The following is a 22,465-nucleotide window of genomic DNA, read 5'->3' as shown; positions in this document are numbered from 1 at the left end:
GGAGAGGGTGCTGAAAAGGGGTTGGTATTGCTGAAAAAGCGTACCGCCCCTTTTGACTATCTGGTCCGGGATCACTATCTGATAATCATGACCGAAACAGCAGAAATTGCAGGCCAGGATATCATCCTCACACCCAGCGCAGCCAAACGCGTGGCCGCCATTGCGGAAAAGCAGGACAAGCCCGCGATATTGCGACTGTCCGTTGAAGGCGGCGGCTGCTCCGGATTCCAGTACCGCTTCGGTCTGGCCGATGGGATCGAATCCGACGATATCGCTGTTGAAGAATCCGGTGTGACGCTGGTTGTTGACGACATCAGCCTCGATCTCGTGCGCGGCAGCGCCGTCGACTTTGTCGAGTCTCTGGGTGGCAGTGCGTTTCAGGTGACCAACCCCAATGCCGCATCCGGCTGCGGCTGTGGCTCCAGCTTCTCGGTCTGATCCATCCGGTGCGAATCGCCAGCTTCAACATCAACGGTATCAAGGCCCGCATGCCGCGGCTTCTGGAATGGCTCGAGGAAACCCGTCCCGATGTTGCCTGCCTGCAGGAAATCAAGTCACAGGATGAAGGTTTTCCGGCCGAGAAGTTTGAAGACATCGGCTATGGCGCAATCTGGCATGGCCAGAAAAGCTTCAACGGCGTGGCCATTCTGGCCCGGGATCAGGTGCCGGAAGAAACAAAACGCGGGCTCGATGGCGAGCCGGAAGACGAGCATAGCCGCTATCTGGAAGCCAGTATCAAAAGACCGGAAGGTCCGGACGTGCGTGTCGCCAGCATTTACCTGCCCAATGGCAATCCGCAGCCCGGCCCGAAATTTGATTTCAAGCTGCGCTGGATGAAGCGCCTGCGCAATCGCGCGGCGGAGCTCTGGCAGGAGGAAACCCCGGCTGTCCTCGCCGGGGATTATAACGTCATTCCCCGCGACAATGATGTCTTCTCGGTCAAAGCCATGGCAAATGATGCTCTGATGCAGCCGGAAAGCCGGCAGGGCTATCAACGGTTGTTGCATGATGGCTGGACGGACGCGCTGGGCGTGACATATCCGGCTGGTCAGATCTGGACCTACTGGGATTATCGCAGTGGCGGCTGGCAACGGGATCAGGGTTTTCGTATCGACCATCTGCTGCTCAGTCCGCCAGCTGCCGATCGGCTTCTGCGTTGCGGCGTGGACAAGGAACATCGCGGCCGGGAGAAGGCCAGCGACCACGCCCCGACATGGGTCGAACTCGACCTTTGAAGCAGGCTGTGCTGTCCGCGCTGGGCCTCGCTGCCCTTGTCTATCTGATCCTTGTAGCGCTGGCCTTTCTGTTCCAGCGCAGCCTGCTCTACTTCCCCTCACAGCAGAAACCGGAAGCGGCGGCACTGGCCGCAGATGGATTTGCGGCGGTTGCCATCGAAATCGAGCAGTCCGGTGCGCTGCTCTCTCTGTGGCGGGCTCCGGAAACTCCGGCGCACCCGGTTTTGATCCATTTTCACGGCAATGGCGGCGGCGTGATGGACCGGCTGCCCATGTACCGGGCGCTGGTTCTGGAAGGCGCAGGGCTTCTGGCCGTCGGTTATCCCGGATATAACGGCAATCCGGGCCAGGCTTCGGAAGACCAGTTTTATGCCGCCGCGCAGGCCCATTATGACTGGCTGGTTGCCAAGGGTCATGCGCCCCGAAAAATCGTTATTGCCGGGCAATCGCTGGGCACCGGTGTGGCGACCTGGCTGGCATCCCGCAACCCGGCAGCGGGGTTGATCCTCGAAGCCGCCTATACCGGGATGGATGACATGGCCCAGCAACAGTTTCCGATATTGCCGGCGAAATGGCTGACCCGCGACCGGTACCGGTCGTTCGATCGCATTGACCGGATCGACATGCCGCTGAGCTGGATACACGGTACGGCGGATGAACTGATCCCCTTTGCAATGGGGCAGGAGCTGTTTGACCGCGCCAGCAAACCCAAAATTGCCTTCCCGATCCGGGATGGTGGCCACAATGACCTGTGGCAACGCGGCATTGACCGCATCATCCGCGAAGAAGCCGTGCGCATGGTGGACACGCAGCGGTAAGGAGCCGGATCGTCGCAGAATTGTGCAGCGGATCCCATTGTCCCCAAGCGAGTCACAATTAGGTTCAAAACTATTTGACAAACAACCATATTCCTTTATTTCAGAAAATACAGAAATAAAGGAATATGGTGAGTCGACCGATGAGCGTAACCAGGATCCCGGAAGCCCAGGAATATATTCTCCATTGGGGGGAAATGGGCAGTCATTGGGGTGTGAACCGCTCTGTATCCCAGATTCATGCGTTACTCTATCTGTCCGACCGGCCCCTTCATGCAGAAGAGATTTGTGAATCGCTGTCCCTCGCACGATCCAACGTGTCGACGGCGCTGAAGGAGCTCCAGGGCTATAATATTGTACGTCGCACTCATGTGGTTGGGGATCGCCGCGATCACTTTGTCGCAGAGCTGGATCTCTGGGACATGTTCATGGCCATTGTTGCAGAGCGCAAGCGACGCGAGATCGACCCGATTATTGCCCGCCTTGGCGAACTGAGCGAACGTATGGCCGGCCGCGAAGAAATACCCGGGCATGTCCGTCAACGTATTGGCCGGATGCACGAGTTTATTTCGACACTCACAGGCTGGTATCTGCAGGTTCGCGGCCTCAAGAAATCCACGTTGATTGCCTTGATGAAGCTGGGTTCCAAGGTCGCCAGGTTCGTCCCCGGTTCATCCACCCCAAACAACTGAACAACAGGAGAAACATATGACAGGATTTTCATTCACCTATTAATTTCGGAAATTACAGAAATAAATGAAATACAAAAACTGGAGTTTGTCATGACGATAATTGCTTACGCTTTGTACCTTGTCCTTGCCATTGGCATGACGATCTGGGTGGCTCACACGCTTTCCCGAAACGGACTGGTTTTCCTTGTGCGCTGTTTCGGCCATGATCAGGAACTGGCCACGTCCGTAAATCATTTGCTGGTGGTGGGGTTCTATCTCGTGAATCTCGGATTCATCGCTATTGCCCTGAGCTACGCAGATGAACCGCAAACGGCTGTTGAAGTTATCCGGTTCCTCGCCTGGAAGGTCGGGGTCGCGATATTGGTGCTGGGATTCATGCACTTTTTCAACATGCATTCAATCGCCCGCTACGGGCAAAAGGTTGCGGACTGGATTCACGAACGCATTGATCGTGAGGACCTTGCCGAACACGGCGTCAGATATGCTGCTCCTGCCGATGGACGCGGATGATCAACACTGAGAATATTGACGGGAGCGGGAAAGGCTCGCTCCCGTTGCTGCATTACTTGTTCGCTCAAATATTTTTTTCGTAGAGTGTGTAGGTCCGGTTGATCTCCGACTTGATGGCGTCGGCAATTGCCACCATCCCCTGATTGTCTTCGAGAATCCAGCCGATTTCCGCTTGCTCGGTTCCGAAATTGGCGACCGCCTTGCGCCGGATATATTCGATCATCATGAAGGCGAGCTGGCTGGCGAGGCGGCTGTTCTGCAGCTCCCGCTTCACGCCCATCAGTGGGACCCGCATGGTTTTCGCTGTGGGAAATTTCAGCCACCAGAGCAGTTTGATCCAGTTGAACGGCAGCAAACTGCCTTTCATCGGTTTGAGCTTCTCGTTGAGATCCGGCAGCGTCATCATGAACGCCACTGGCTCTCCTTCCAGCTCCGCGATCATGATCAGATCTTCATAGACGATGGCTTTCAGCTTTTTGCCGACATGCGCGATTTCGGTATCGGTCAGGGGAACGAAGCCCCAGTTGGCCGACCATGCATCGTTCAGCAGACCCATGATGATCGCTGCATCCCGGTCGAAATGCTTCTTGTCGACCGGCCGGATGACAAGTTTGTCATTGCGTTCACCAGAGGCGATAATCCGTTCGATCAGTCTGGGAAAGCCGTCCTTGACTTCCAGCGCATAGGTATGGAGCAGCTTCGCCGGAGAATAGGACATGGCCTCGATCCAGTCCTGATAGTCGGGCTTGTTATGGCCCATCATCACAGTCGGCGGATGGTCGTGCCCCATGGTCAGCAGGCCGGGTTCATCCCAGACAGACAGGCTGAGGGGCGCCAGTACGCGGTGCATGCCCTGTTCTTTTAGCCAGCTTTCTGCCTGCCGGATCAGCGCTACGGCCACGGCTTCGCTTTCCGCCTCCAGCATGCCCCAGTTTCCGGTGCCCGGCCCCATGCCCTGTTCCGCGGGCTGGGCGAGCGCCAGTTCGTCGATATGCGCGCTGATCCGCCCTGTCACCCTGCCGTCCTGCCGGGCCAGATACAACTGGACCCTGGCATGTTCGAAAAACGGGTTTTTTCCAGGGGTCAGCAGGGCGTAAACCTCTGATTTCAGGGGCGGTACCCAATGCGGATCATCGGCGTTGATCCGATAGGCACATTCGACAAACTGCTTTGTCTGGGCCTTGGTTGTGACCGGTTCGATGACTATGTCTGCTGTTCCCACGGAATGTCCGTTCCTTTTCGTTCAGGCAGGCTGTGGCGACAATTTCCCGATCATGTCAAGAGCAGGATCGGGCAAGGAAACGCCGTCGCAAACATATTCAGGCCTTTTTTGTGCCATGATATGCTGCTGTAGGCGGCGCGTAACAGAGACAGGTAGATATGGACAGTTCGTTTCCCCCGGCACAGGATGCCCGCGAATATGCTGCAGGAGCCGTCGATGACGGCGCGGCCCGGTCACGCGTGGCCGAAGACACGCATCTCATCCGCACGGCCGCCAAGGTCACCCGAGACCTGCATGGCGCAAAACCCGCCATTTACTGGACGGATTTCCTCCTTTCGGCGGGGATCGGCTATGCTGCCCTGTTCGCTGCGATTTTCGCACCGTCGGTCGCTGTGGCCCTGTTTTCCGGCCTGATTGCCGTTCTTGCACTCTATCGTGCGGGCAGTTTCATTCACGAGCTGACCCATGTCCGCCGCAATGCCCTGCCGGGCTTTCATTTTGCATGGAATGCCCTGTTCGGCGTGCCGATGCTGATTCCGTCCTTCATGTATGAAGGCGTGCACAGTATCCATCACCGGACCAAAAAATACGGAACGATCGAAGATCCGGAATATTTGCCGCTGGCGCTGATGAAGCCCTGGACCGTGCCGTTGTTTGTGGTCGTGGCGTCTCTGGCGCCGATCGCGCTCTTGTTCCGTTTCGGTGTGCTGACGCCGCTGTCCTTTGTGATTCCGCCGCTCCGCAAGCTGGTCGTCGAACGCTATTCCGGCCTGATCATCAATCCGGAATTTCGTCGCAAACCGCCGGAAGGCGATCTCCGCCGCCGCTGGCTGGTCAGCGAAATAGCCGCCAGCATCTGGGCGATCGCCCTGATGGCCATGGTTGCCCTGCAGGTCATCCCGGTGCGGGCATTTGTGATCTTCCTGCTGGTGATGTCCGGCAGTGTCGTCCTCAACCAGATCCGGACGCTGGTTGCGCATCTGTGGGAAAATGACGGTGAGGAAATGACTGTTACCGCGCAATATCTCGACAGCGTCAATGTCCCGCCGCCGGCAACCCTGCCGGCACTGTGGGCGCCGGTTGGTCTGCGCTATCACGCCCTGCATCACCTCCTGCCGGGCCTGCCTTACCACGCCTTGGGCGAAGCCCATCGCCGGATCGCGCGGGAGCTGCCGGAAGGGTCGACCTATGCAAAGGGCAACTACAAAAGCCTTTGGGCGCTGATCATGGGCCTGGTCCGCGGATCGGCTCGCACCGGGTCCGCCTGATCGCGGCTATTCTTCGGTGCGAACCAATACCGTTTCGCCGATCAGGAAAAACAGCAGGAACGGTGCCCAGGCCGCCAGAAAGGGCGGGTAGGCGCCGATATTCCCCATTGCGAGCGCGAAATTGTCCGCCACGAAATAGGTGAAGCCGAGCGCCATGCCAATAACGGCGCGCAGAAACAGCTGGCCCGACCGGGCCAGTCCGAAGGCAGCCACCGCACCGAGCAAGGGCATAAGCACAACCGAGAGCGGTCCCGACAATTTGTGCCACAGACTGGCTTCCAGCTTTGCCGTCGGTCGGCCGGCTTCCTTGAGCTGCTGGATGGCGCTGCGCAGTTCCGGGAAGGACAGGGCGTCCGCGCTGACATCTGACAGGGTAAACTGGTCCGGAGTCAGGTTGCCACCGATTTCCAGCGTTTCCAGTTTTTGTTCGGTGCCGCTGGCGACATCAAACCGGGTAACCGTCGAAAGCGTCCATATATCGCCGCCATAGCGGCCTTCATCGGCCTGTATCACGCTGCTCAGGCCGCTTTCGGACCGGTTATAGACCGTGATGTCCTTCAGGAGAACCGACCTGCCGTTGCCGATTACAGTTCGCGCATTGATCAGATTATTTCCATCACGCACCCAGACCCGCGACCGGACGTTGCTGGCTTCCGGAATGGGACCGAATTCCACTTTCTCCCAGGCCGAAAGCCGGGCGGTAGCCGGCGCGACCACAATTTCGTTGAACAGGAAGGACACGATCGCCACTCCCATGCTGGCAAGGATCAACGGCGCCAGGATCTGGTGGGCGGACAGGCCGCCAGCCTTCATCGAAACCACTTCGCTGTTCTGATTGAGCGTGGCGAGCGTGATCAGGGTGCCGAGCAATACCGAAAAGGGAAGGGCGAAGGCGAAAATCTGCGGAAGACGCAAGGATGTGTAGGTCCATAATTCCGCCTCGCCATTGCCCGGATAGGCGAAAATCTTGCCGCTCTGCCCAAGCAGGTCGAGCGACATCAGGACGACGACGAGCAGGGCGACAACGCTGAACACCCGGATCAGGAACATGCGCGCCATGTAGACGGACAGGGTGCGGGACGGGAAAAAGTTCATGCGCTTCGACCTCGCCGTGCAGGGAAAGAAAGATCAGTCATTCACATTGGCTCGCTTGCGATTGAAATTGAGCAGACCCTTGAACACGCCGCCGAATTTCGAGAATCCTTTTTCCAGCGCTCCGATCGGCTGACCACCGGGGACATGGGCAACCATGTGATACATCCATATGATCAGCGCGGAGAAGACAAAGAACGGCACCCAGAGAGCGATGATCGGATCGACAATGCCGAGCGCACCGATATCCTCTCCATATTGATTGACCTTGTGATAGGTCACAATCATGATGATCGACAGAAATACGCCCAGCGCGGAATTCGATCTTTTGGGCGGAATCGCGAGGGCCACCGCGAGCAGCGGCATCAGCAGCATCATCACCACTTCCACCATGCGGAAATGGAAATTTGCGCGGGATTCATTGCGCTGGGTCTCGGTCCGGCTGGTATCGAGCCCGACGCGCACCAGTTCGGGGATGGTATATTCGAGATTCTTTTCCCCCCGTTGCCGGAACGCGGCAATGTCCGGCAGGTCGATGGGCAGGTCGTGGCTGCTGAAACTCAGGACCCTGGGCTGATCATAATTCGGCGCGTCATGGATCAGGACACCATTGGACAGCCGCAAGATGATCGTGTCAGGATCATCCGTTGCGAGAAACTGGCCATTTTTCGCGGTAACCGAGACAATCTGACCTTCGCGGTTTTCGGCGCGGACAAACATGCCGCTGAGCCGTGTGCCATTGTCCCGGCTTTCCTCGATCCGCATGGTCATGCGCTGCCCGAGGCTGGTAAACTCGCCGACCTTGATCGAGGCACCCAGTGCGCCAGACCGCAGTTCAAACCGCAATTCTTCGTAATAATAGCGGGATAGCGGCTGGATGAAGCCGACCAGCGTGAGATTGACCAGCGCCAGTGCGATCGCAAACATGTAGGGAACCCGGAGCAGCCGGCCATAGCCTTGTCCGACGGCCCGGAAAACATCGAGTTCGGAGCTCAGCGCCAGCCGGCGAAAAGCCAGCAATATGCCGAGCAGCAGCCCGATCGGAATGCCAAGAGACAGATATTCCGGGATCAGATTGGCCAGCATCCGCCAGACCACACTGACCGGGCCGCCTTCGGCCGCCACGAAGTCGAACAGACGCAACATTTTTTCAAGAACCAGCAACATTGCGGCAATAACCAGTGTCCCAAACAGGGGCACCGCAACCAGCCGGGCGATATAGCGGTCGGTGGAAGTGAACAATTTCAACTTATCGTCGCCCTCTCACCATGTTTCTGCCGCAAATCAAGGTCATATGAATCGCTATTAAAGGGGCAAATACCATCACCCGCCGGAGTACAGGTGGGTGTATAACGTCTAGGAGTATTCTCGTCATGTTGAAAATTGCAGCAGTTTCTGCCCTTTCAACCCTGATTCTGGTGGCTGCCGCCCCTGCCGAAGCCGGTCGTCAGAAAATCGACAACGACCTCAGCCGCTGCAATGGCAGCAACGGCTCTGCCGTGCTGGTCAAGATCAGCGGCGTCAAGGCCGGAACCGGCATGATGCGGGTGCAGACCTATCGCGGCACCAAATCGGAATGGCTCAAGAAAGGCGCCTGGCTGCACCGGGTCGAAGTGCCTGCGCGCAAGGGTGACATGCAATTCTGTCTGCCGATTGAAGCTGCAGGAAATTACGCCGTCGCGGTTCGCCATGATATCAACAATAATGGCAAGACTGACATCTTCAGCGATGGTGGCGGAATGTCGAATAACCCCAGCATCAACATCTTCAATCTTGGCAAGCCAAGCTACAAGAAAACCGCCTTTGCCGTCGGCAATGAAGTGAAATCCATCAATATCCGGATGAAATACAGATGATCCAGACCCTCTCTCGTTTGGCAGGCCGCAGCTAATGGCCAATGTCGCGCTCCTCTCCAATCCCAACTCCACGGGAAACCGGGCGATTCTGCCCGAGGTGCGCTCCTATTGTGTCAAGACGAGCGATGTATTTCACTATGAAGTCGATACAGTCGACGAAATAGCGAGAGCGCTGGAAACCATTGCCCGGGTCAAGCCAAAAGTGCTGGTCATCAATGGCGGCGACGGGACGGTTCAGGCGGCGCTAACCGAGCTTCATCAGGGCGGCCATTTCGGAGACAATCCGCCGCCGGTGGCGGTCCTGCCCAACGGCAAAACCAATCTGATCGCGCTCGATCTTGGCGCAGAAGGCGACCCGCTCAAGGCGCTCGAACGCATTGTCGAGATGGCCAAACATGACCTGCACGAGCATCTGGTTGATCGCGAGCTGATTGCCCTTTCGGACGGCAGCAAGGACAGCAAGGTGGTGCTCGGCATGTTCCTCGGCGGTGCCGGCCTCTCGGAATTCATTCTTTATTGCCGCCATAAAATCTATCCTCTGGGTCTGCCCAATGCGGCGGCACATGTGCTGACGGCGATTGCCGCGCTGGCTTCAGTCCTGTTTGGCCTGCGCGCGAAATTCCTGCCCAACCGGCCTTCGCCAGTGAAGATCTCGCTGATCCGGGAAGGCGAGTATCAGGGTAATTTTGCGGTGCTGATCGTAACCACTCTTGAGAAATTGCTGCTGATGCGACGTTTTGCGCGCAGCAAGAAAATTCGCGGCCGCATGCAGCTGGTTGCGATTGATCAGCAGGCGGGTGCCATTTTGCGGTTCCTGTTCGCGGTCATATCCGGCCGCCTCGGACAGAAGCGACAGAAGGGCATTCATTTCGAGCAGGGTGACACGATCCGCATTGAAGGGAAAAACAGCAATGTGCTGATGGACGGCGAGCTGTTCCGCGCCCAGGAGGGCCGTCCGATTGTCCTCAAATCGACCAAGCCGGTTTCCTTTCTGAAGCTTGCCGCTTGAGCCAGGGCCTTCGCGTGAGCGACCTGACACCCCTGATCACTGAAGAGCTGGCGGAACCCGTCGATGTGCGTGTGTCGGATTTTGCCGCCGACATTGCTGCGCAATATGGCGAGGCCGCCCGCGCGGTCCTGTTCTATGGTTCCTGTTTGCGCACCACTGAGCTGGACGGGCAAATGCTCGATTTCTATCTGATCGTGTCCAGCTATGAAGCCGCATACGGGAAAAGCTGGCTGGTGGGGGCGAACCGGCTGCTGCCGCCCAATGTGTTTCCCGCCGAACATGACGGCCTGGTCGCCAAGGTGGCCGTGCTCAGCGAAGCGGACTTTCTCCGGCTGAACCGGCCAGAGGCCAGTGCGGTCAGCGTCTGGGCCCGCTTTGCCCAGCCGTCACGGCTTGTCTGGAGCGCCGACGATGTCGCCCGGGACAAGGCGGTGGCCGCGATCGAACAGGCGTCGATCACGCTGTTCGAGCTGACCATTCCCGTGCTGGGGACACAGCCGCAAACGCCCGAGCGTATCTATCGCCACGGATTTGAGCTCACCTATGGTGCCGAATTGCGTGCAGAACGTGCCAATCGCCCAGGCTCGGTCGTGGACGCGGATCCGGGACGCTATGATCGCATCGGCCTGGCGACCATGGTCACGATGCAGCAGCAGGATCCGGCGGAGGCCCTGAACCTGACCACGCCTGCGGCCGAGAAACGCTGGAAGGCCCTGCGCCGGAATGGCAAGCTGCTGACACTGGCCCGCCTGGCCAAGGCGTCGGGGACCTATGCCGGCGGGATCGATTATCTGGCCTGGAAGATCAACCGCCATGCGGGGACCGACTATGTGATCAAACCCTGGCAGCGCAAATGGCCAATCCTCGGCGCGCTGACGATGCTGCCCCGACTGATTGCGGGCGGCGCGATCAAGTAACGCGTCACCCCAGCGAAGGCTGGTATCTCAGGCGGCTTTGAAACACGCCAGAGACCCCAGCCTTCGCTGGGGTGACGGAACAAGCTACCGGTCCTTGTAGTCCGGCTTCCGCTTGGCGAAAAAGGCTTTCGCCGCTTCGCGGCTGTCCTCGGTCATGCTGAGCATCACCTGCTGCCGGTCCTCAATCGCGAGCGCCGCTTCGAAACTTTGCGCGTCGATATTGCGGTTGAGCGCATCCTTGGACAAGCGCAAGCCCATGGGCGCAGTGTCGAGCATCTCTTCGGCGAGCGCGAGGCCGGTGGAGAGCAGCTGATCCGCATCCACCACTTCGCTGATCAGCCCGGCTTTCCCGGCGCGTTCCGCGTGCAGGAACCGGCCGGTCAATATCAGTTCCGAAGCCAGCGAGGAGCCGACCAGACGGGGCAGGAAATAGCTCGACCCCATGTCACATCCGCCGAGGCCGATCTTGATATAGGCGGCATTCATTTTCAGGTCCGGCGCGCCATAGCGGACATCACTTGCCAGCAGCAGGGAAAAGCCGCCGCCACAGGCCGCACCCTGGGCGAGCGCGATGATCGGCTGCGGACATTGTCGCATCAGCTGCATCACGGTCGCGATATGGCGCTGTGTCCGCCAGACATGCTGGACCTGCCCGCGGGACCCGTCATTCTGCCAGGCACCGATGTCGAGACCGGCGCAAAAGGCCCGCCCCTCGGCGCGGAACAGCACGACCCGCACCTCATGCCGGTTCTGCAATTCGCGAAAATAGTCCTGCAATGCGAAGATCATGTCTTCGTTCATCGTGTTGAGCTTGTCCGGCCGGTTCAGCGAGAGAATTTCAATCGGCCCGCGCTGTTCGACAAGCAATGTGGGATTTTTGGTATCCATGCAGCCGCCCCTAAATCGCGCCCACCGCTTTTCCGGCTGCTTCAAACATGCCGAGGATCTGGTCGACCTGCTCACTGGTATGTTCCGCGCAGAGCGAGCAGCGGAGCAGGGTCATGTTTGCAGGAGTTGCGGGCGGGCGGGCGAGGTTGACGTATAGTCCTTCCTCGAGCAGCGCCTGCCACATCATGGCGCCCTTTTCGAGATTGGGCATGATCACCGCGATGATCGCGCTTTGTGCTTCCGGCGTGCCCAGTTCGAATCCCAGATCGCGCAGGCCCTTGTGGAGTTTCTTGCTGTTTTCCCAGAGATGTGCACGCTTGTTCCCCGAATGCATAAGCTTGCGGATCGAGGTGCTGGCGGTGGCCATCACGCTGGGTGGCAGCGAGGCGGTAAAGACATAGGGCCGGCAGACCAGCCGCATGATCTCGAATTTCGGATGGTTGGATACACAAAAGCCACCAACCGTGCCGACACTTTTCGAGAAGGTGCCGATGATGAAGTCGACATCGTCAATCACGCCCTGATCTTCAACCACGCCGCGACCATTCTCGCCGATAAAGCCCATGCTGTGGGCTTCGTCGACCAGTGTCATCGCGCCGTTTTCCTTGCAGATGCGGATCATTTCCTTCAGCGGGGCCACGTCACCGAGCATCGAATAGACGCCTTCGAGCACAACCAGCTTGCCGGCCTCTGCGGGCAGGCGTTTGAGCCGCTTTTCGAGCGCTTCGGCATCATTGTGGCGGAACGCGACAATCTCGGCATTGCCCATGGCGCAGCCGTCATAGATGGAGGCATGGCTGTCGATGTCGAGAATGACATAGTCGCCCTTCCCGGCCAGCGTTGATATGATCCCGAGATTGGCCTGGTAGCCGGTGGAAAACACCATGGCATGATCCATGGCGTAAAATTCCTTGAGCGCCTCTTCGCAATCCTTGTGCGGGCTGTAGGTACCGTTGAGCACGCGGCTGCCGGTGGTGCCGGAACCGAAGTCCTCGAGTGCCTTGAGCCCGGCTTGCCGGACGTCATCGTCAAAGGTCATGCCCATATAATTATAGGTACCCAGCAAAATGGTTTCCCGGCCATTGCAAATCGCCACAGTGGGCGAAAGCACCTCTTCCATCACCAGCGAGAACGGGTCTTTTACGCCGGTCGCGAGAAGGGTTTCACGCTCCTCGATCAGCGGGTCAAATTTCGAAAGCAAATCAGTCATGTCCTGGCGTCCCTGCGTCATCCCGAATGTGATTCAGGGTCTTCCCGAATGGCCGACCGGCCCTCCGGGATGCCGAACATAGTCCGGCATGACGCTTATCATTCCCTGTTCAGTTATCCATCAGTTTCGCGACAGCATCGGCGAGCTGGCCTACATTCTCGATCTCGGCCTGCATGTTCATCGTGATGATGATGTCAAACTCGTCTTCGACAGCGGCCACGAAATCCATCACGGTCAGGCTGTCCCATTCGAGATCATTTGCAAATGTGGTCTCTTCCTTGAGCTCGACGCCCTTGTTGTTGAAAGGACCGATCAGACCTTCCACTTTTTCCATTATCTGTTCGCGACTTGCCATGTGTGTTTCCTGCATTGTTGTGATTGACCTTTGCCAACCCATGCGCCCCATTGGCAAGGGAATAAGGCGGAAACGGGGCATCAACTTGCCCAATTAGGCTAGTTGTGCGAGTTTGTGGCGAAGCAGGAGGGAACTATGGCGGCTGACAGCGACTCGCCCGGGCAGGAATGGCCAGCCGAGGTCATCCAGCTGCTCCGGACAACGCAACAGCATCATGTGCAGCTCAGCCTGATGGCCGATCACAAGGCCAACATGCTTATCGGTGCGACTTTCGTCGTGTTTACTCTCGCCATTGGCCAGAGCCATGTCAGCAGCTTTTCCCTGCCATTGCTGATTCTCGCCATTTCAGCCTTTTCTGCAGCCGGATTGGCGGCGATTGCGGTGATGCCGGCTACCAAAATCAGAGCAGGCGCAAATCCCAACATATTATTTTTTGGTGCTTTTTCCCAGATGTCGGAAGAGGAGTTCAAGGACCAGCTTCTGGCCCGGAATCTGCGAGAGCAGGAACAGGTCTATCGCACCATGTTGCGCGATATTTACCAGATGGGTCTGGTTCTGGAGAAAAAGAAATATCGCTATCTGGGACTGGCTTATCGGGTGTTCCTGATTGGCTTGTCGCTGACTTTTGTTACATATCTGGTTGAACAGGTGTCCGGGCCGTTGCTTGGGACGACCTGATCGCCTAGTATTTCGCAGAACTGGTCGCCGCAAATTGATACGGGAGTGATAATGGAACCGTTGAGCCCGCCCACTGTGCAGCAGCCGGAAGAATCCGTAAGCCCAAAACAGCCGGAAGCGCCTGTGGCCCCAAAGAAGAAGTGGCCGAAAGAGGCGGTGACTCTATTGCGCACGACACAGCAGCATCATGTGCAATTGAGCATGATGGCGGACCAGAAAGCCAATATGCTGATCGGTGCGACTTTTGTCGTGTTCACGCTCGCGATCGGACAGGGTGCGAACGAAGCTTTCTCGCTTCCCTTGCTGATCCTGGCTGGCACCGCATTCGCCGCTGCGGGTTTTGGCGCTCTGGCGGTGCTGCCGCAAACCGGAACCCCCGCAAGCGGCCAGCGCAACTGGCTGTTCTTTGGAAATTTTAGCGAACTTGATGCCGACAGCTTTTACGACAAGCTGGTGGACAGTCATCTTTCGGATCAGGACGAGGTCTACCGGGCGATGTCGCTCGATATCCACCAGATGGGAATGGTGCTTGCGAACAAGAAATATCGCTATCTGGGCCTGGCTTACCGGGTGTTCCTGATCGGACTGACGCTGACCTTTGCGGTCTATGTGCTGGAAAAGCTCGCCGGTCCGCTGCTTTGAATGCCGCATCCTACCGACAGGTTTTGAACAATTTCCTGTCGATTGAGTCCGCGCTTTGCACCTGATCGAAAAACTCGCCCAGATAGGCGCGCATCTGTTTTCGGGAATCCTCACTCAGGACAGTGATCGAAGCAATCTCGCCTTCAACAGCGGCGCGCCGCGACAGAAATTCCGGAACGGCCTGTTTCACCGCTTCGTTCATCCGGCAATGTCCGCGATAGTAGCGTTGCCGCACTGACCGGATCGGCAGCACGTCGGCCGGGACGGCATAGGGGGCATTGACGATCCCCGCATTGTCGAAATCATAGGGAACCGGGATCAGATCAGACCGCGCAGCCTTGTTCTGGCCAACCAGTTTGGAATTGTGGCAACAGTCGGATCCCGGCGGGCCGGCAATCATGGCCCAGTCCGTATTGCCGATCATGTACTGGAACAGCGTGTAGCGCGCTGCTGCAGGAACGCTGAGTGCCGAGACCGAGGTTCGCGGAATGTCGATTTCCTTGCCGCCCAATCGCCGCGCGGCATCATCAATATCTTCAATAAAGAAGCCGTATCGTTCTGCCACAACCGTTTCGCCGTCGCGGTACCGCAATCTGGCCAGCCGGACTTTCAGGCTTTCCGGGGTCATGAGATTGTACAGGCGATAGGTCGCATATTCGCGCAAGAGCACCTGCTCGTTGCGATCCTTGTCCTTGCAGTGCGTGACCAGCTTGATGCTGCGCTGTTTGTGGAAAAGCGATCCTTTGGATGGTTTTTCTGCAAACCGGATGCGCAGGGGCGGGAAGACGCAATTCTCGCGTTTCCGCCGCGAGACACCCCGCGCCGACAGGGCGATATTATGGGTTTCGCCATTGGCTTGCAGAACTGCATCTTGAGGATCGATCGACTTGGCCGCGCGCTTTGCAATCGTCTTGATCGGGCCGGCCAGCTCGACCGTGAGAAGTTCATCGCTGGCGAACAGCGGTGTGACGCGGTCCTTTGCTCGCACAGGGGTGCTGCTGATACAGGCCAGCCCGGCAACAAGAAGAAGCAGGCGAGGCAACAAAACCCAGTGTTTCCCTACGAAACCATCCATCCGAGTATCCTCTTTTCAAAGGCGACCCTACTTCATGTTTTTCAACGCTATCAGATGCTTCGCGCTACATCCAGTCATTAAGGCGGTACCATTGCGCCGTGTCCCGCAGCCCTTTTTCGGTTTCGATTTTGGGAACCCAAAGCTGGTGGGGCAGGCGCTTCGCCGGATCGATGGTCCAGTCATCATGGCAGAAATAGCTGACCCGGTCCGCGGTGAGCTTGGCCTTGTCCTTGCGGAAAAACCGGTCCGCCTTGGCCCCGAACTTAAGTAAGGCCCGCGGCATGCCGATTGTCCGGACCTTTTTGTTGCCGACCGCCTTGCCGATCTCCCGGGCAAACTGGATCTGTGTCCAGCCGCCGGGAGTGCCGTCGTCGACTTCAAATATGCGGGCAGTCAGATCTTCATGTTCCGGGATCAGCGTCATCAGCGCCCGGGCAAGATCATCCACATGAATAACCGACAAGACACCATCGGCATCGGGCGGCAGCGTTATCACGCCCAGCTTTGCCATTTTGAACAGGTCGAGCATCTCGCCGTCTCCGGGTCCAAACACGGCGGGTGGCCGGATGATGGTCCAGTCGAGTCCGCTGGTCGCAACAATCTTTTCCGCTTTGGCTTTCGTTTCGCCGTATATCGACAGGTCGGGTTGCCTGGCGGCGAGCGAGGAGACATGCAGGAACCTCTTGCATCCCGCCTTTTTGGCCGCCTCAACCATCGCCAGTGTTCCCGCAACATTTCCCGTTTCGAATCCCTGGCGATCCGGTGCGTTGACCACACCCGCGATGTGGATGACGACATCGGCACCAGTGCAAAGCTCGTCCAGACTCGCCGGTTTTTCCAGTGATCCGTCAACCCAGGTGACATTCGGCCGGTCGTCCTGGCGCCGACGGGTGAGTGCCCGAACCGGGAATCCGGCACGGACCGCCAGATTGAGCAGATGCTCTCCGACAAAACCCGTTGCTCCGGTAATGGCCAGTGTCTGTTTGGTCCGCATGACTTATCCGGTGATTTCCGCCATCATACGAGGACCATCTGGTTGCGGTGGATCACGGCGCTGCGGGGGGCATAGCCGAGCAGGGCTTCCAGTTCGGAGCTGTGCCGGCCGATAATCCGGGCGCAATCCATGGCATCATATTCCGCCAGCCCGCGCGCGATGACCTGACCTTCGGGATCGAGGATGTCCAGCACATCGCTGCGCATGAACTGCCCGTCCAGCGAAATGATTCCGGCCGCGAGCAGGCTGTTACCGCTGCGCAAGGCTTCCACCGCACCGGCGTCCACGGTGATCGATCCGCTGGCTGTCAGTCGCCCGCCCAGCCAGCTTTTGCGGGCATTTTCTGACCGGCTGGCACGAAATACCGTTCCGGTGCCGCTCTCCGCAAATCGCTTGAGCGGATGATCTTCCCGGCCGGAAATAATCGACAGCTCGATGCCGGCGAGATTGGCAATCCTTGCCGCTTCAAGTTTGGAAGTCATCCCGCCGGAGCCCATGCCGGACGACGATGTGCCGTCTGCCATCGCCAGAATATTGTCATCGACGGCTTCCACCACGGGAATGAACTGACCTTCGGTTTCGCTTCCGGGACGGCGATCATAAAGGCCATCCACATCGGACAGCAAGATCACGCGATCAGCCGAGGCCGCCTGCCCGACCCGGGCGGCGAGCCGGTCATTGTCTCCGAACCGGATTTCGTCGGTTGCCACGCTGTCATTCTCGTTGATTACCGGAATCGCACCTTTTTCGGCGAGCCGCTCCAATGTGGCTGTCGCATTAAGGTAGCGCTTGCGGTCTTCCATGTCCCCGAGGGTTAGCAGCATTTGCGCCGCCGTAAGTTGCTTTTCGGCAAATAGTGTGGACCAGAGCCTGCTCAGCGCAATCTGGCCGACCGATGCCGCCGCTTGTGCATCCGCCAGACTGGCACGACCGCCGGACTCCAGGTCCAGCTGTCTTGCTCCCAGCGCGATGGCACCGGAGGACACGACGATGAGCGAGTGACCTTGCTGTTCCAGATCCGCGATATCAGCGACCAGTGTTTCCAGCCAGGCTTGCCGCACTTTTCCGTCATCACCGATCAGCAGTGACGAACCGACTTTGACAATGATTTTCTGCCCCTGACGCGTCATAGGGGGGACCAGTCCTTTTTCGGCTCCTCGCCATCTTCCGCGTCGTCGGCTGTCTGCTGATTTTCGATGGAGCTGCTGGTGCCAATGGCTTCAAGAACAGCATCCAGAACCTGATCCATCCCCGCGCCGGTCGCGCCGGACAGGGGCAAGATCTCTCCGGCGCCAGCTGCGCGCAGGTCATCGGCAATGGCAGCCATCAGTTCGTCATCCAGCAGATCCGCCTTGTTCAGGGCGAGGATCTGGGGTTTGTCGGAAAGTCCGGCTCCATATTGCTCAAGCTCTCCGGTCACCGTTTTCCAGGCCGCCACCGGATCGTCTCCGGTCGCATCAATCAGGTGGAGAAGGACCTTGCAGCGTTCGATATGGCCGAGAAACCGGTCACCTATGCCGGCGCCTTCGGCTGCGCCATCAATAAGCCCCGGGATATCTGCCAGCACAAATTCGCGATTGCGGTGGCGGACCACACCCAGTTGCGGATGGATGGTCGTGAACGGATAGGCCCCGACTTTGGCCTTTGAATTGCTGACAAAATTGATCAGCGTCGACTTGCCGGCATTGGGCAGGCCGACAAGCCCGGCATCGGCAATCAGCTTGAGCCGTAGCCAGACCGCGCGTTCTTCCCCCGGTTCCCCGGGCTGATGCTGGCGCGGGGCACGATTGGTTGCGCTTTTGTAGCTGGCATTGCCGCGTCCGCCGACGCCGCCTTCGAGGAAAACTTCTTCCTGACCTTCGCGGGTGAAATCGAGCAGCACATGTTCCTTGTCTTCCGACAATATCTGTGTGCCGACCGGGACCTTGATCACGAGGTCCTCGCCACCGGCACCGGTCCGGTTGCGACCCGCACCGCCCTTGCCGCGAGGTGCCCGCAAATGCTGGGCATAGCGAAAGTCGATCAGGGTGTTGAGACCTTCCACGGCCTGGAAAATAATGTCGCCACCCTTGCCGCCATTGCCGCCATCAGGCCCCCCGAACTGGATATACTTCTCGCGCCGGAAACTGACAGCACCGGGCCCGCCCGCGCCGGAGCTTACATATATCTTGGCCTGATCGAGAAAATGCATGTGGCAGCATTTAGGGAAGGGGATGCGGAAAGACCAGACCCTGCGGCAACTAATCGGCCGTCGCCGGGCATTCAGAAGATCTGCCCTGAATGGAATTGTCCATTGTTTTATCGATATTATCGATCTCTCTGAGGAAGACAATTGACTTGGTCTATTTATAGGCAGGGTGTAAACCGACGTCATACACAAGCAAAAAGGAACCCCTGAAATGGCAGAACAAAACAAATGTCCCGTGATGCACGGTGGAAGCACAAACCTCAGCGGCCAGTCGGCCAACCAGAAATGGTGGCCCAACCAGCTCAACCTGCGGGTGCTCAACCAGAATTCTCCCCTGATCGATCCGATGGATGATGATTTCGACTATGCGACCGAATTCGAGTCGCTTGACCTGGCGGCAGTGAAAGAAGACCTGACCAAATTGATGACCGACTCGCAGGACTGGTGGCCGGCGGACTATGGCCACTATGGCGGATTGTTCGTCCGCATGGCGTGGCACAGCGCCGGAACCTACCGGACATTTGACGGCCGTGGCGGTTCCTCCACCGGCACGCAGCGTTATGCGCCGCTCAACAGCTGGCCCGACAATGGCAATCTCGACAAGGCCCGTCGCCTGCTTTGGCCGATCAAGCAGAAATATGGCCGCAAGCTCTCCTGGGCCGACCTGATGATACTCGCCGGCAATGTCGCGATGGAGTCGATGGGCTTCAAGACCTTCGGTTTCAGCGGCGGACGGGAAGACGTCCACGAACCGGAACAGGATATCTATTGGGGCCCGGAAACTGAATGGCTCGGTGACGAGCGCTATAGTGGTGAACGCGATCTGGCCGAGCCGCTGGGTGCCGTCCAGATGGGTCTCATCTATGTCAATCCCGAAGGACCCAATGGCAACCCTGATCCCCTGGCATCCGCCTTTGACATTCGTGACACGTTCGCACGGATGGCAATGGATGACTATGAAACTGTCGCTCTGGTGGCTGGCGGACATACGTTCGGCAAGGGCCATGGGGCGGGACCGGAAGACAATGTCGGACGCGAGCCGGAAGGTGGAGCGATGGCGGACCAGGGTTTTGGCTGGCTCAACAGCCATGGAACCGGAAGCGGTGCCGACACGACCACAGCCGGTTTTGAAGGTGCATGGACGGTCAACCCGACTCAGTGGGACAATGGCTATTTCGATGTTCTGCTCGGCTATGACTGGGAACTGACGACCAGCCCCAGCGGGCACAAGCAGTGGACACCGACCGCCGACTCCAACGCGGATCAGCCGCCGGCAGCGCATGACTCCTCGAAAACCGAACCGCTGATGATGACCACGGCGGACATGGCGCTCAAGATGGATCCGATTTACGGCCCGATCTCCAAGCATTTCCATGAGAATCCGGACGAGTTTGCCGATGCCTATGCCCGGGCCTGGTACAAGCTCACCCATCGCGACATGGGCCCCAAAGCCCGCTATATCGGAGCGGAAGTTCCGGAAGAAACGCTGATCTGGCAGGACCCGGTTCCGGCCCCGACCGGTGCACCGATCGGAGAACAGGATATTGCTTCTCTCAAGGCACAGATCCTCGAGTCCGGCCTGAGCACGGCCGAACTGGTGCGGGTAGCCTGGGGCTCGGCTTCGACCTTCCGTGGCAGTGACAAGCGTGGTGGTGCCAATGGCGCTCGCATCCGTCTGGCTCCGCAAAAGGACTGGGCGGTCAACAATCCGGACGAGCTGGAAAAAGTCCTGTCGGTTCTGGAAGGCATCCAGTCCGGTTTTGCCGGTGACGTGTCGCTTGCGGACCTGATCGTTCTCGGCGGCTGCGCGGCCATCGAAAAAGCGGCAGAGGCCGCGGGATCGGCCATATCCGTCCCGTTCACTCCCGGCCGAACCGATGCCTCGGCCGAACAGACCGATGCGGACTCGTTCGACGTCCTCGAACCCAAGGCAGACGGTTTCCGAAACTATCTCAATGTCGACAGCCGTCGACCGGCCGAAGACACGCTGGTTGATCGGGCAGCGCTGCTCACGCTCACTGCACCGGAAATGACCGTGCTGGTTGGCGGGATGCGGGCGCTGGGTGCCAATGCCGACGGATCATCCAACGGCATCTTCACCGATCGTCCGGGTCAACTGACAAATGATTTCTTCGTCAACCTGCTTGACATGGCGACAGAATGGAAAGCGACTTCGGATGCGGAAAGCCATTTTGAAGGCCGTGATCGGGCAACCGGCGAAGTGAAATGGACCGGCACCCGCAATGATCTGGTGTTCGGATCCAACTCGATCCTGCGCAATGTTGCAGAGGTCTATGGCGCCAGCGACGCCCAGGACAAGTTTGTCAAAGACTTTGTTGCGGCCTGGGACAAGGTGATGAACCTCGACCGGTTCGACCTGCACCGTTAAGACCTTGTGAAAATCCCGGCCGGAAGCCCCCGACCGGCCGGGATACCCGCGCGAAACATCCGGGCGATGCTATTCAGCCGCTTCCATCTGTTCCATTTGCGCGACCCGCGGATCATTGGGCCAGACCCATTCCTCGCCAATCACCTGTTCGACAGCCAGTTCTTCCGGCACCCGGTTGAGGCCGATAATCTTGTCGCATGACTGGTGAAAGCTGTAGATCCGGGCTTCCTGGTAACTGAGCGGGACACTCTTGAACCCGTCGCTCTCCATCGATTTCTGGATCATCTCGCCAAATTGCGTGTCTTCCAGAATGATCGGACTCATGTCGCGGCCCCCCGGCTTGGTCTCGTCGGGCACGGTCCACAGATCGGGAGCCGGACCGTCACCCCAGTCAAGAGCCATCGTGACCAGTTCCAGCTTCGTGGTGTTGAGGCTGGTCGGCCAGAAGATCAGCGGCGGGACAAAATAATTGCTCAGCGGTGACACCCAGTTGGGAAACATGGTGTAGCTTTGGGTGCAGGTTCGGCCAAATTCGCCAACCGATTCAATCTGTTGCCATTCCGGCGGCGAATCGACCGCCCGGACATGTTCGCGATCGGTTTGTTTCGGTGGCGGTGCCAGCATTCGCGCATGACCGTTCGGATAGATGGTATTCACATTGCGCTTGCTGTCGACCAGCGGGGCCACGGTGTCGGGATGGATGAAGGGCACGTGATAGACCTCCATATTCGCCTCGATCGCGACCTTCCAGTTGCACTGCAGATCAAAACTGTGACGGGCGGCCAGCCGGACCTTGTCGAACCGGAATTCCTCCCATTCTTCCCAGACTGGCCCCAGCCAGTCTTTCAGCGGCATCGCATCGGCGTCGAAGTTGATGAAGATCAGATTGCCCAGCTGTTCGCACCGCACCGGAATCAGACTGCGGCAGGACATGTCGAAATCCGGTCCGAAATCCTGTTTTTCCGGGACCCCGACCAGACTGCCGTCGGTCTTGTAGGTCCAGTTGTGATATCCGCACATCAGACGCGGGGCCTTGCCCTTTTCTTCGGTGACCACCGGGGCGCCGCGGTGACGGCAGGTATTGTAAAAGGCGCGAATCTCGCCGTCCATGCCGTGCACGATGATAATCGGATCACCGATATTTTCCCATTTCATGAAGCAGCCGGGTTCCGGCACTTCGTCAATATGGGCGGCGAACAACCAGGTTTTCTTCCACAGATATTGCTGTTCGAGGTCGTAATATTCCTGGCTGGTATAGCGGCCCGCAGGCATGTCGGGCAGATGCGGAAATCCGTCAGGCGGAGCGGTTCGGGTGGCTTCCCACTCCATCAGGCGCTTCATCCGGTCAATATAGGCTGCGTCCATCGGCATGCTTCAATCCTCCGCTCCGGGTGTCGCGATATGGCACGGGCTGAACAGACCGGTCGATT

At 58.3% G+C, this 22,465-nt stretch carries 23 protein-coding genes; 12 read left to right on the top strand and 11 right to left on the bottom strand.

The genetic code is table 11. The annotated features are described in order from the left end of the window. The first annotated feature begins 87 nt into the window (after window positions 1-87). The 5 genes from erpA (at window position 88) to BUQ90_RS00260 (ending at window position 3,252) form a co-directional block, all read left to right on the top strand. Window positions 88-438 (top strand): iron-sulfur cluster insertion protein ErpA, encoded by a 351-nt coding sequence (erpA, locus tag BUQ90_RS00280; protein ID WP_074204765.1) that lies wholly within the window; start codon window positions 88-90, stop codon window positions 436-438. Between the two features lie 8 nt (window positions 439-446). Continuing rightward, window positions 447-1,235 (top strand): exodeoxyribonuclease III, encoded by a 789-nt coding sequence (gene xth, locus BUQ90_RS00275; protein ID WP_074203186.1) that lies wholly within the window; start codon window positions 447-449, stop codon window positions 1,233-1,235. Beyond that, entirely contained in the window at window positions 1,232-2,053 is an 822-nt protein-coding gene (locus tag BUQ90_RS00270; protein ID WP_074203185.1) for an alpha/beta hydrolase, read from the top strand. Before xth ends, BUQ90_RS00270 begins: the two co-directional genes overlap by 4 nt. A 140-nt stretch (window positions 2,054-2,193) precedes the next feature. Next, on the top strand, window positions 2,194-2,742 hold the full coding sequence (locus tag BUQ90_RS00265; protein ID WP_074203184.1) for a GbsR/MarR family transcriptional regulator: 549 nt from the start codon (window positions 2,194-2,196) through the stop codon (window positions 2,740-2,742). Between the two features lie 90 nt (window positions 2,743-2,832). Further along, window positions 2,833-3,252, top strand: coding sequence for a hypothetical protein (locus BUQ90_RS00260; RefSeq protein ID WP_074203183.1), 420 nt, complete (start codon window positions 2,833-2,835; stop codon window positions 3,250-3,252). Between the two features lie 64 nt (window positions 3,253-3,316). On the opposite strand, the gene BUQ90_RS00255 is transcribed toward BUQ90_RS00260, so the two are convergent. Continuing rightward, entirely contained in the window at window positions 3,317-4,474 is a 1,158-nt protein-coding gene (locus BUQ90_RS00255; RefSeq protein WP_074203182.1) for an N-acetyltransferase, read from the bottom strand. A 158-nt stretch (window positions 4,475-4,632) separates the two neighbouring features. On the opposite strand from BUQ90_RS00255, the gene BUQ90_RS00250 reads away from it, so the two are divergent. Next, the gene (locus BUQ90_RS00250) at window positions 4,633-5,742 is read left to right on the top strand and encodes a fatty acid desaturase family protein (protein ID WP_074203181.1); all 1,110 of its coding nucleotides are present in this window, start codon (window positions 4,633-4,635) and stop codon (window positions 5,740-5,742) included. A 6-nt stretch (window positions 5,743-5,748) separates the two neighbouring features. On the opposite strand, the gene lptG is transcribed toward BUQ90_RS00250, so the two are convergent. Both lptG and lptF read right to left on the bottom strand, forming a co-directional pair. Next, window positions 5,749-6,837 (bottom strand): LPS export ABC transporter permease LptG, encoded by a 1,089-nt coding sequence (gene lptG / locus BUQ90_RS00245; protein ID WP_074203180.1) that lies wholly within the window; start codon window positions 6,835-6,837, stop codon window positions 5,749-5,751. A gap of 33 nt (window positions 6,838-6,870) precedes the next feature. Then, on the bottom strand, window positions 6,871-8,076 hold the full coding sequence (gene lptF, locus BUQ90_RS00240) for an LPS export ABC transporter permease LptF (RefSeq protein ID WP_074204764.1): 1,206 nt from the start codon (window positions 8,074-8,076) through the stop codon (window positions 6,871-6,873). Between the two features lie 131 nt (window positions 8,077-8,207). On the opposite strand from lptF, the gene BUQ90_RS00235 reads away from it, so the two are divergent. From BUQ90_RS00235 to BUQ90_RS00225, 3 genes are read left to right on the top strand one after another with little or no spacing between them, the layout of a single operon-like run. Continuing rightward, window positions 8,208-8,690, top strand: a complete 483-nt coding sequence (locus tag BUQ90_RS00235; protein ID WP_074203179.1) for a DUF2141 domain-containing protein — start codon at window positions 8,208-8,210, stop codon at window positions 8,688-8,690. A 34-nt stretch (window positions 8,691-8,724) separates the two neighbouring features. Continuing rightward, window positions 8,725-9,699, top strand: a complete 975-nt coding sequence (locus BUQ90_RS00230; RefSeq protein WP_074203178.1) for a diacylglycerol/lipid kinase family protein — start codon at window positions 8,725-8,727, stop codon at window positions 9,697-9,699. 14 nt (window positions 9,700-9,713) lie between these two features. Continuing rightward, window positions 9,714-10,616, top strand: coding sequence for a hypothetical protein (locus BUQ90_RS00225; RefSeq protein WP_074204763.1), 903 nt, complete (start codon window positions 9,714-9,716; stop codon window positions 10,614-10,616). Window positions 10,617-10,700: 84 nt separating this feature from the next. On the opposite strand, the gene BUQ90_RS00220 is transcribed toward BUQ90_RS00225, so the two are convergent. The 3 genes from BUQ90_RS00220 to BUQ90_RS00210 form a co-directional block, all read right to left on the bottom strand. Next, window positions 10,701-11,504: an enoyl-CoA hydratase/isomerase family protein gene (locus BUQ90_RS00220; RefSeq protein WP_074203177.1), complete on the bottom strand. Its 804-nt coding sequence runs from the start codon at window positions 11,502-11,504 to the stop codon at window positions 10,701-10,703. A gap of 10 nt (window positions 11,505-11,514) precedes the next feature. Then, complete coding sequence (gene spt, locus BUQ90_RS00215) at window positions 11,515-12,714, bottom strand: serine palmitoyltransferase (RefSeq protein ID WP_074204762.1); 1,200 nt, start codon at window positions 12,712-12,714, stop codon at window positions 11,515-11,517. 109 nt (window positions 12,715-12,823) lie between these two features. Continuing rightward, entirely contained in the window at window positions 12,824-13,069 is a 246-nt protein-coding gene (locus BUQ90_RS00210; protein ID WP_074204761.1) for an acyl carrier protein, read from the bottom strand. A gap of 135 nt (window positions 13,070-13,204) precedes the next feature. Here BUQ90_RS00210 and BUQ90_RS00205 point away from each other — a divergent pair, with 135 nt between their 5' ends. Continuing rightward, complete coding sequence (locus BUQ90_RS00205) at window positions 13,205-13,747, top strand: Pycsar system effector family protein (RefSeq protein WP_074203176.1); 543 nt, start codon at window positions 13,205-13,207, stop codon at window positions 13,745-13,747. Window positions 13,748-13,798: 51 nt separating this feature from the next. Continuing rightward, on the top strand, window positions 13,799-14,389 hold the full coding sequence (locus tag BUQ90_RS00200) for a Pycsar system effector family protein (RefSeq protein ID WP_239447317.1): 591 nt from the start codon (window positions 13,799-13,801) through the stop codon (window positions 14,387-14,389). Between the two features lie 10 nt (window positions 14,390-14,399). Here the strand turns inward: BUQ90_RS00200 and BUQ90_RS00195 are convergent, their stop codons facing one another. The 4 genes from BUQ90_RS00195 to obgE form a co-directional block, all read right to left on the bottom strand. Further along, window positions 14,400-15,464, bottom strand: coding sequence for a hypothetical protein (locus BUQ90_RS00195; RefSeq protein ID WP_074203175.1), 1,065 nt, complete (start codon window positions 15,462-15,464; stop codon window positions 14,400-14,402). A 64-nt stretch (window positions 15,465-15,528) separates the two neighbouring features. Then, entirely contained in the window at window positions 15,529-16,458 is a 930-nt protein-coding gene (locus tag BUQ90_RS00190) for an NAD-dependent epimerase/dehydratase family protein (protein ID WP_204244717.1), read from the bottom strand. A gap of 23 nt (window positions 16,459-16,481) precedes the next feature. Beyond that, window positions 16,482-17,588 (bottom strand): glutamate 5-kinase, encoded by a 1,107-nt coding sequence (gene proB, locus BUQ90_RS00185; protein WP_074203174.1) that lies wholly within the window; start codon window positions 17,586-17,588, stop codon window positions 16,482-16,484. Then, on the bottom strand, window positions 17,585-18,649 hold the full coding sequence (gene obgE / locus BUQ90_RS00180; RefSeq protein WP_074203173.1) for a GTPase ObgE: 1,065 nt from the start codon (window positions 18,647-18,649) through the stop codon (window positions 17,585-17,587). The genes proB and obgE overlap by 4 nt, the downstream gene beginning before the upstream one ends. A 208-nt stretch (window positions 18,650-18,857) precedes the next feature. Between obgE and katG the strand changes: the two genes are divergently transcribed. Further along, a complete protein-coding gene (katG, locus tag BUQ90_RS00175) occupies window positions 18,858-21,035 on the top strand; it encodes a catalase/peroxidase HPI (protein WP_074203172.1) in 2,178 nt (725 codons plus the stop codon). Window positions 21,036-21,104: 69 nt separating this feature from the next. Here katG and BUQ90_RS00170 read toward each other — a convergent pair whose 3' ends face one another. After that, window positions 21,105-22,406 carry an aromatic ring-hydroxylating oxygenase subunit alpha gene (locus tag BUQ90_RS00170; RefSeq protein WP_239447316.1) on the bottom strand — a complete coding sequence of 434 codons (1,302 nt, stop codon included), beginning with the start codon at window positions 22,404-22,406 and terminating at the stop codon, window positions 21,105-21,107. Between the last annotated feature and the right edge of the window lie 59 nt (window positions 22,407-22,465).

It is taken from the genome of Parasphingorhabdus marina DSM 22363 (assembly GCF_900128895.1).
Classification (GTDB): domain Bacteria; phylum Pseudomonadota; class Alphaproteobacteria; order Sphingomonadales; family Sphingomonadaceae; genus Parasphingorhabdus; species Parasphingorhabdus marina.
The sequence above is the reverse complement of the archived record's forward strand: the minus strand, read 5'-3'. Positions and strand labels throughout refer to the sequence as shown.

Bases quoted from the DNA above. Each gene is read 5' to 3' on its own strand.
- erpA (WP_074204765.1), top strand. From the start codon at position 88: ATGACCGAAACAGCAGAAATTGCAGGCCAGGATATCATCCTCACACCC.
- BUQ90_RS00265 (WP_074203184.1), top strand. From the start codon at position 2,194: ATGAGCGTAACCAGGATCCCGGAAGCCCAGGAATATATTCTCCATTGG.
- BUQ90_RS00260 (WP_074203183.1), top strand. From the start codon at position 2,833: ATGACGATAATTGCTTACGCTTTGTACCTTGTCCTTGCCATTGGCATG.
- BUQ90_RS00250 (WP_074203181.1), top strand. From the start codon at position 4,633: ATGGACAGTTCGTTTCCCCCGGCACAGGATGCCCGCGAATATGCTGCA.
- lptG (WP_074203180.1), bottom strand. From the start codon at position 6,837: ATGAACTTTTTCCCGTCCCGCACCCTGTCCGTCTACATGGCGCGCATG.
- BUQ90_RS00235 (WP_074203179.1), top strand. From the start codon at position 8,208: ATGTTGAAAATTGCAGCAGTTTCTGCCCTTTCAACCCTGATTCTGGTG.
- BUQ90_RS00230 (WP_074203178.1), top strand. From the start codon at position 8,725: ATGGCCAATGTCGCGCTCCTCTCCAATCCCAACTCCACGGGAAACCGG.
- BUQ90_RS00220 (WP_074203177.1), bottom strand. From the start codon at position 11,504: ATGGATACCAAAAATCCCACATTGCTTGTCGAACAGCGCGGGCCGATT.
- spt (WP_074204762.1), bottom strand. From the start codon at position 12,714: ATGACTGATTTGCTTTCGAAATTTGACCCGCTGATCGAGGAGCGTGAA.
- BUQ90_RS00210 (WP_074204761.1), bottom strand. From the start codon at position 13,069: ATGGCAAGTCGCGAACAGATAATGGAAAAAGTGGAAGGTCTGATCGGT.
- BUQ90_RS00205 (WP_074203176.1), top strand. From the start codon at position 13,205: ATGGCGGCTGACAGCGACTCGCCCGGGCAGGAATGGCCAGCCGAGGTC.
- BUQ90_RS00200 (WP_239447317.1), top strand. From the start codon at position 13,799: ATGGAACCGTTGAGCCCGCCCACTGTGCAGCAGCCGGAAGAATCCGTA.
- BUQ90_RS00195 (WP_074203175.1), bottom strand. From the start codon at position 15,464: ATGGATGGTTTCGTAGGGAAACACTGGGTTTTGTTGCCTCGCCTGCTT.
- BUQ90_RS00190 (WP_204244717.1), bottom strand. From the start codon at position 16,458: ATGCGGACCAAACAGACACTGGCCATTACCGGAGCAACGGGTTTTGTC.
- proB (WP_074203174.1), bottom strand. From the start codon at position 17,588: ATGACGCGTCAGGGGCAGAAAATCATTGTCAAAGTCGGTTCGTCACTG.
- obgE (WP_074203173.1), bottom strand. From the start codon at position 18,649: ATGCATTTTCTCGATCAGGCCAAGATATATGTAAGCTCCGGCGCGGGC.
- katG (WP_074203172.1), top strand. From the start codon at position 18,858: ATGGCAGAACAAAACAAATGTCCCGTGATGCACGGTGGAAGCACAAAC.
- BUQ90_RS00170 (WP_239447316.1), bottom strand. From the start codon at position 22,406: ATGCCGATGGACGCAGCCTATATTGACCGGATGAAGCGCCTGATGGAG.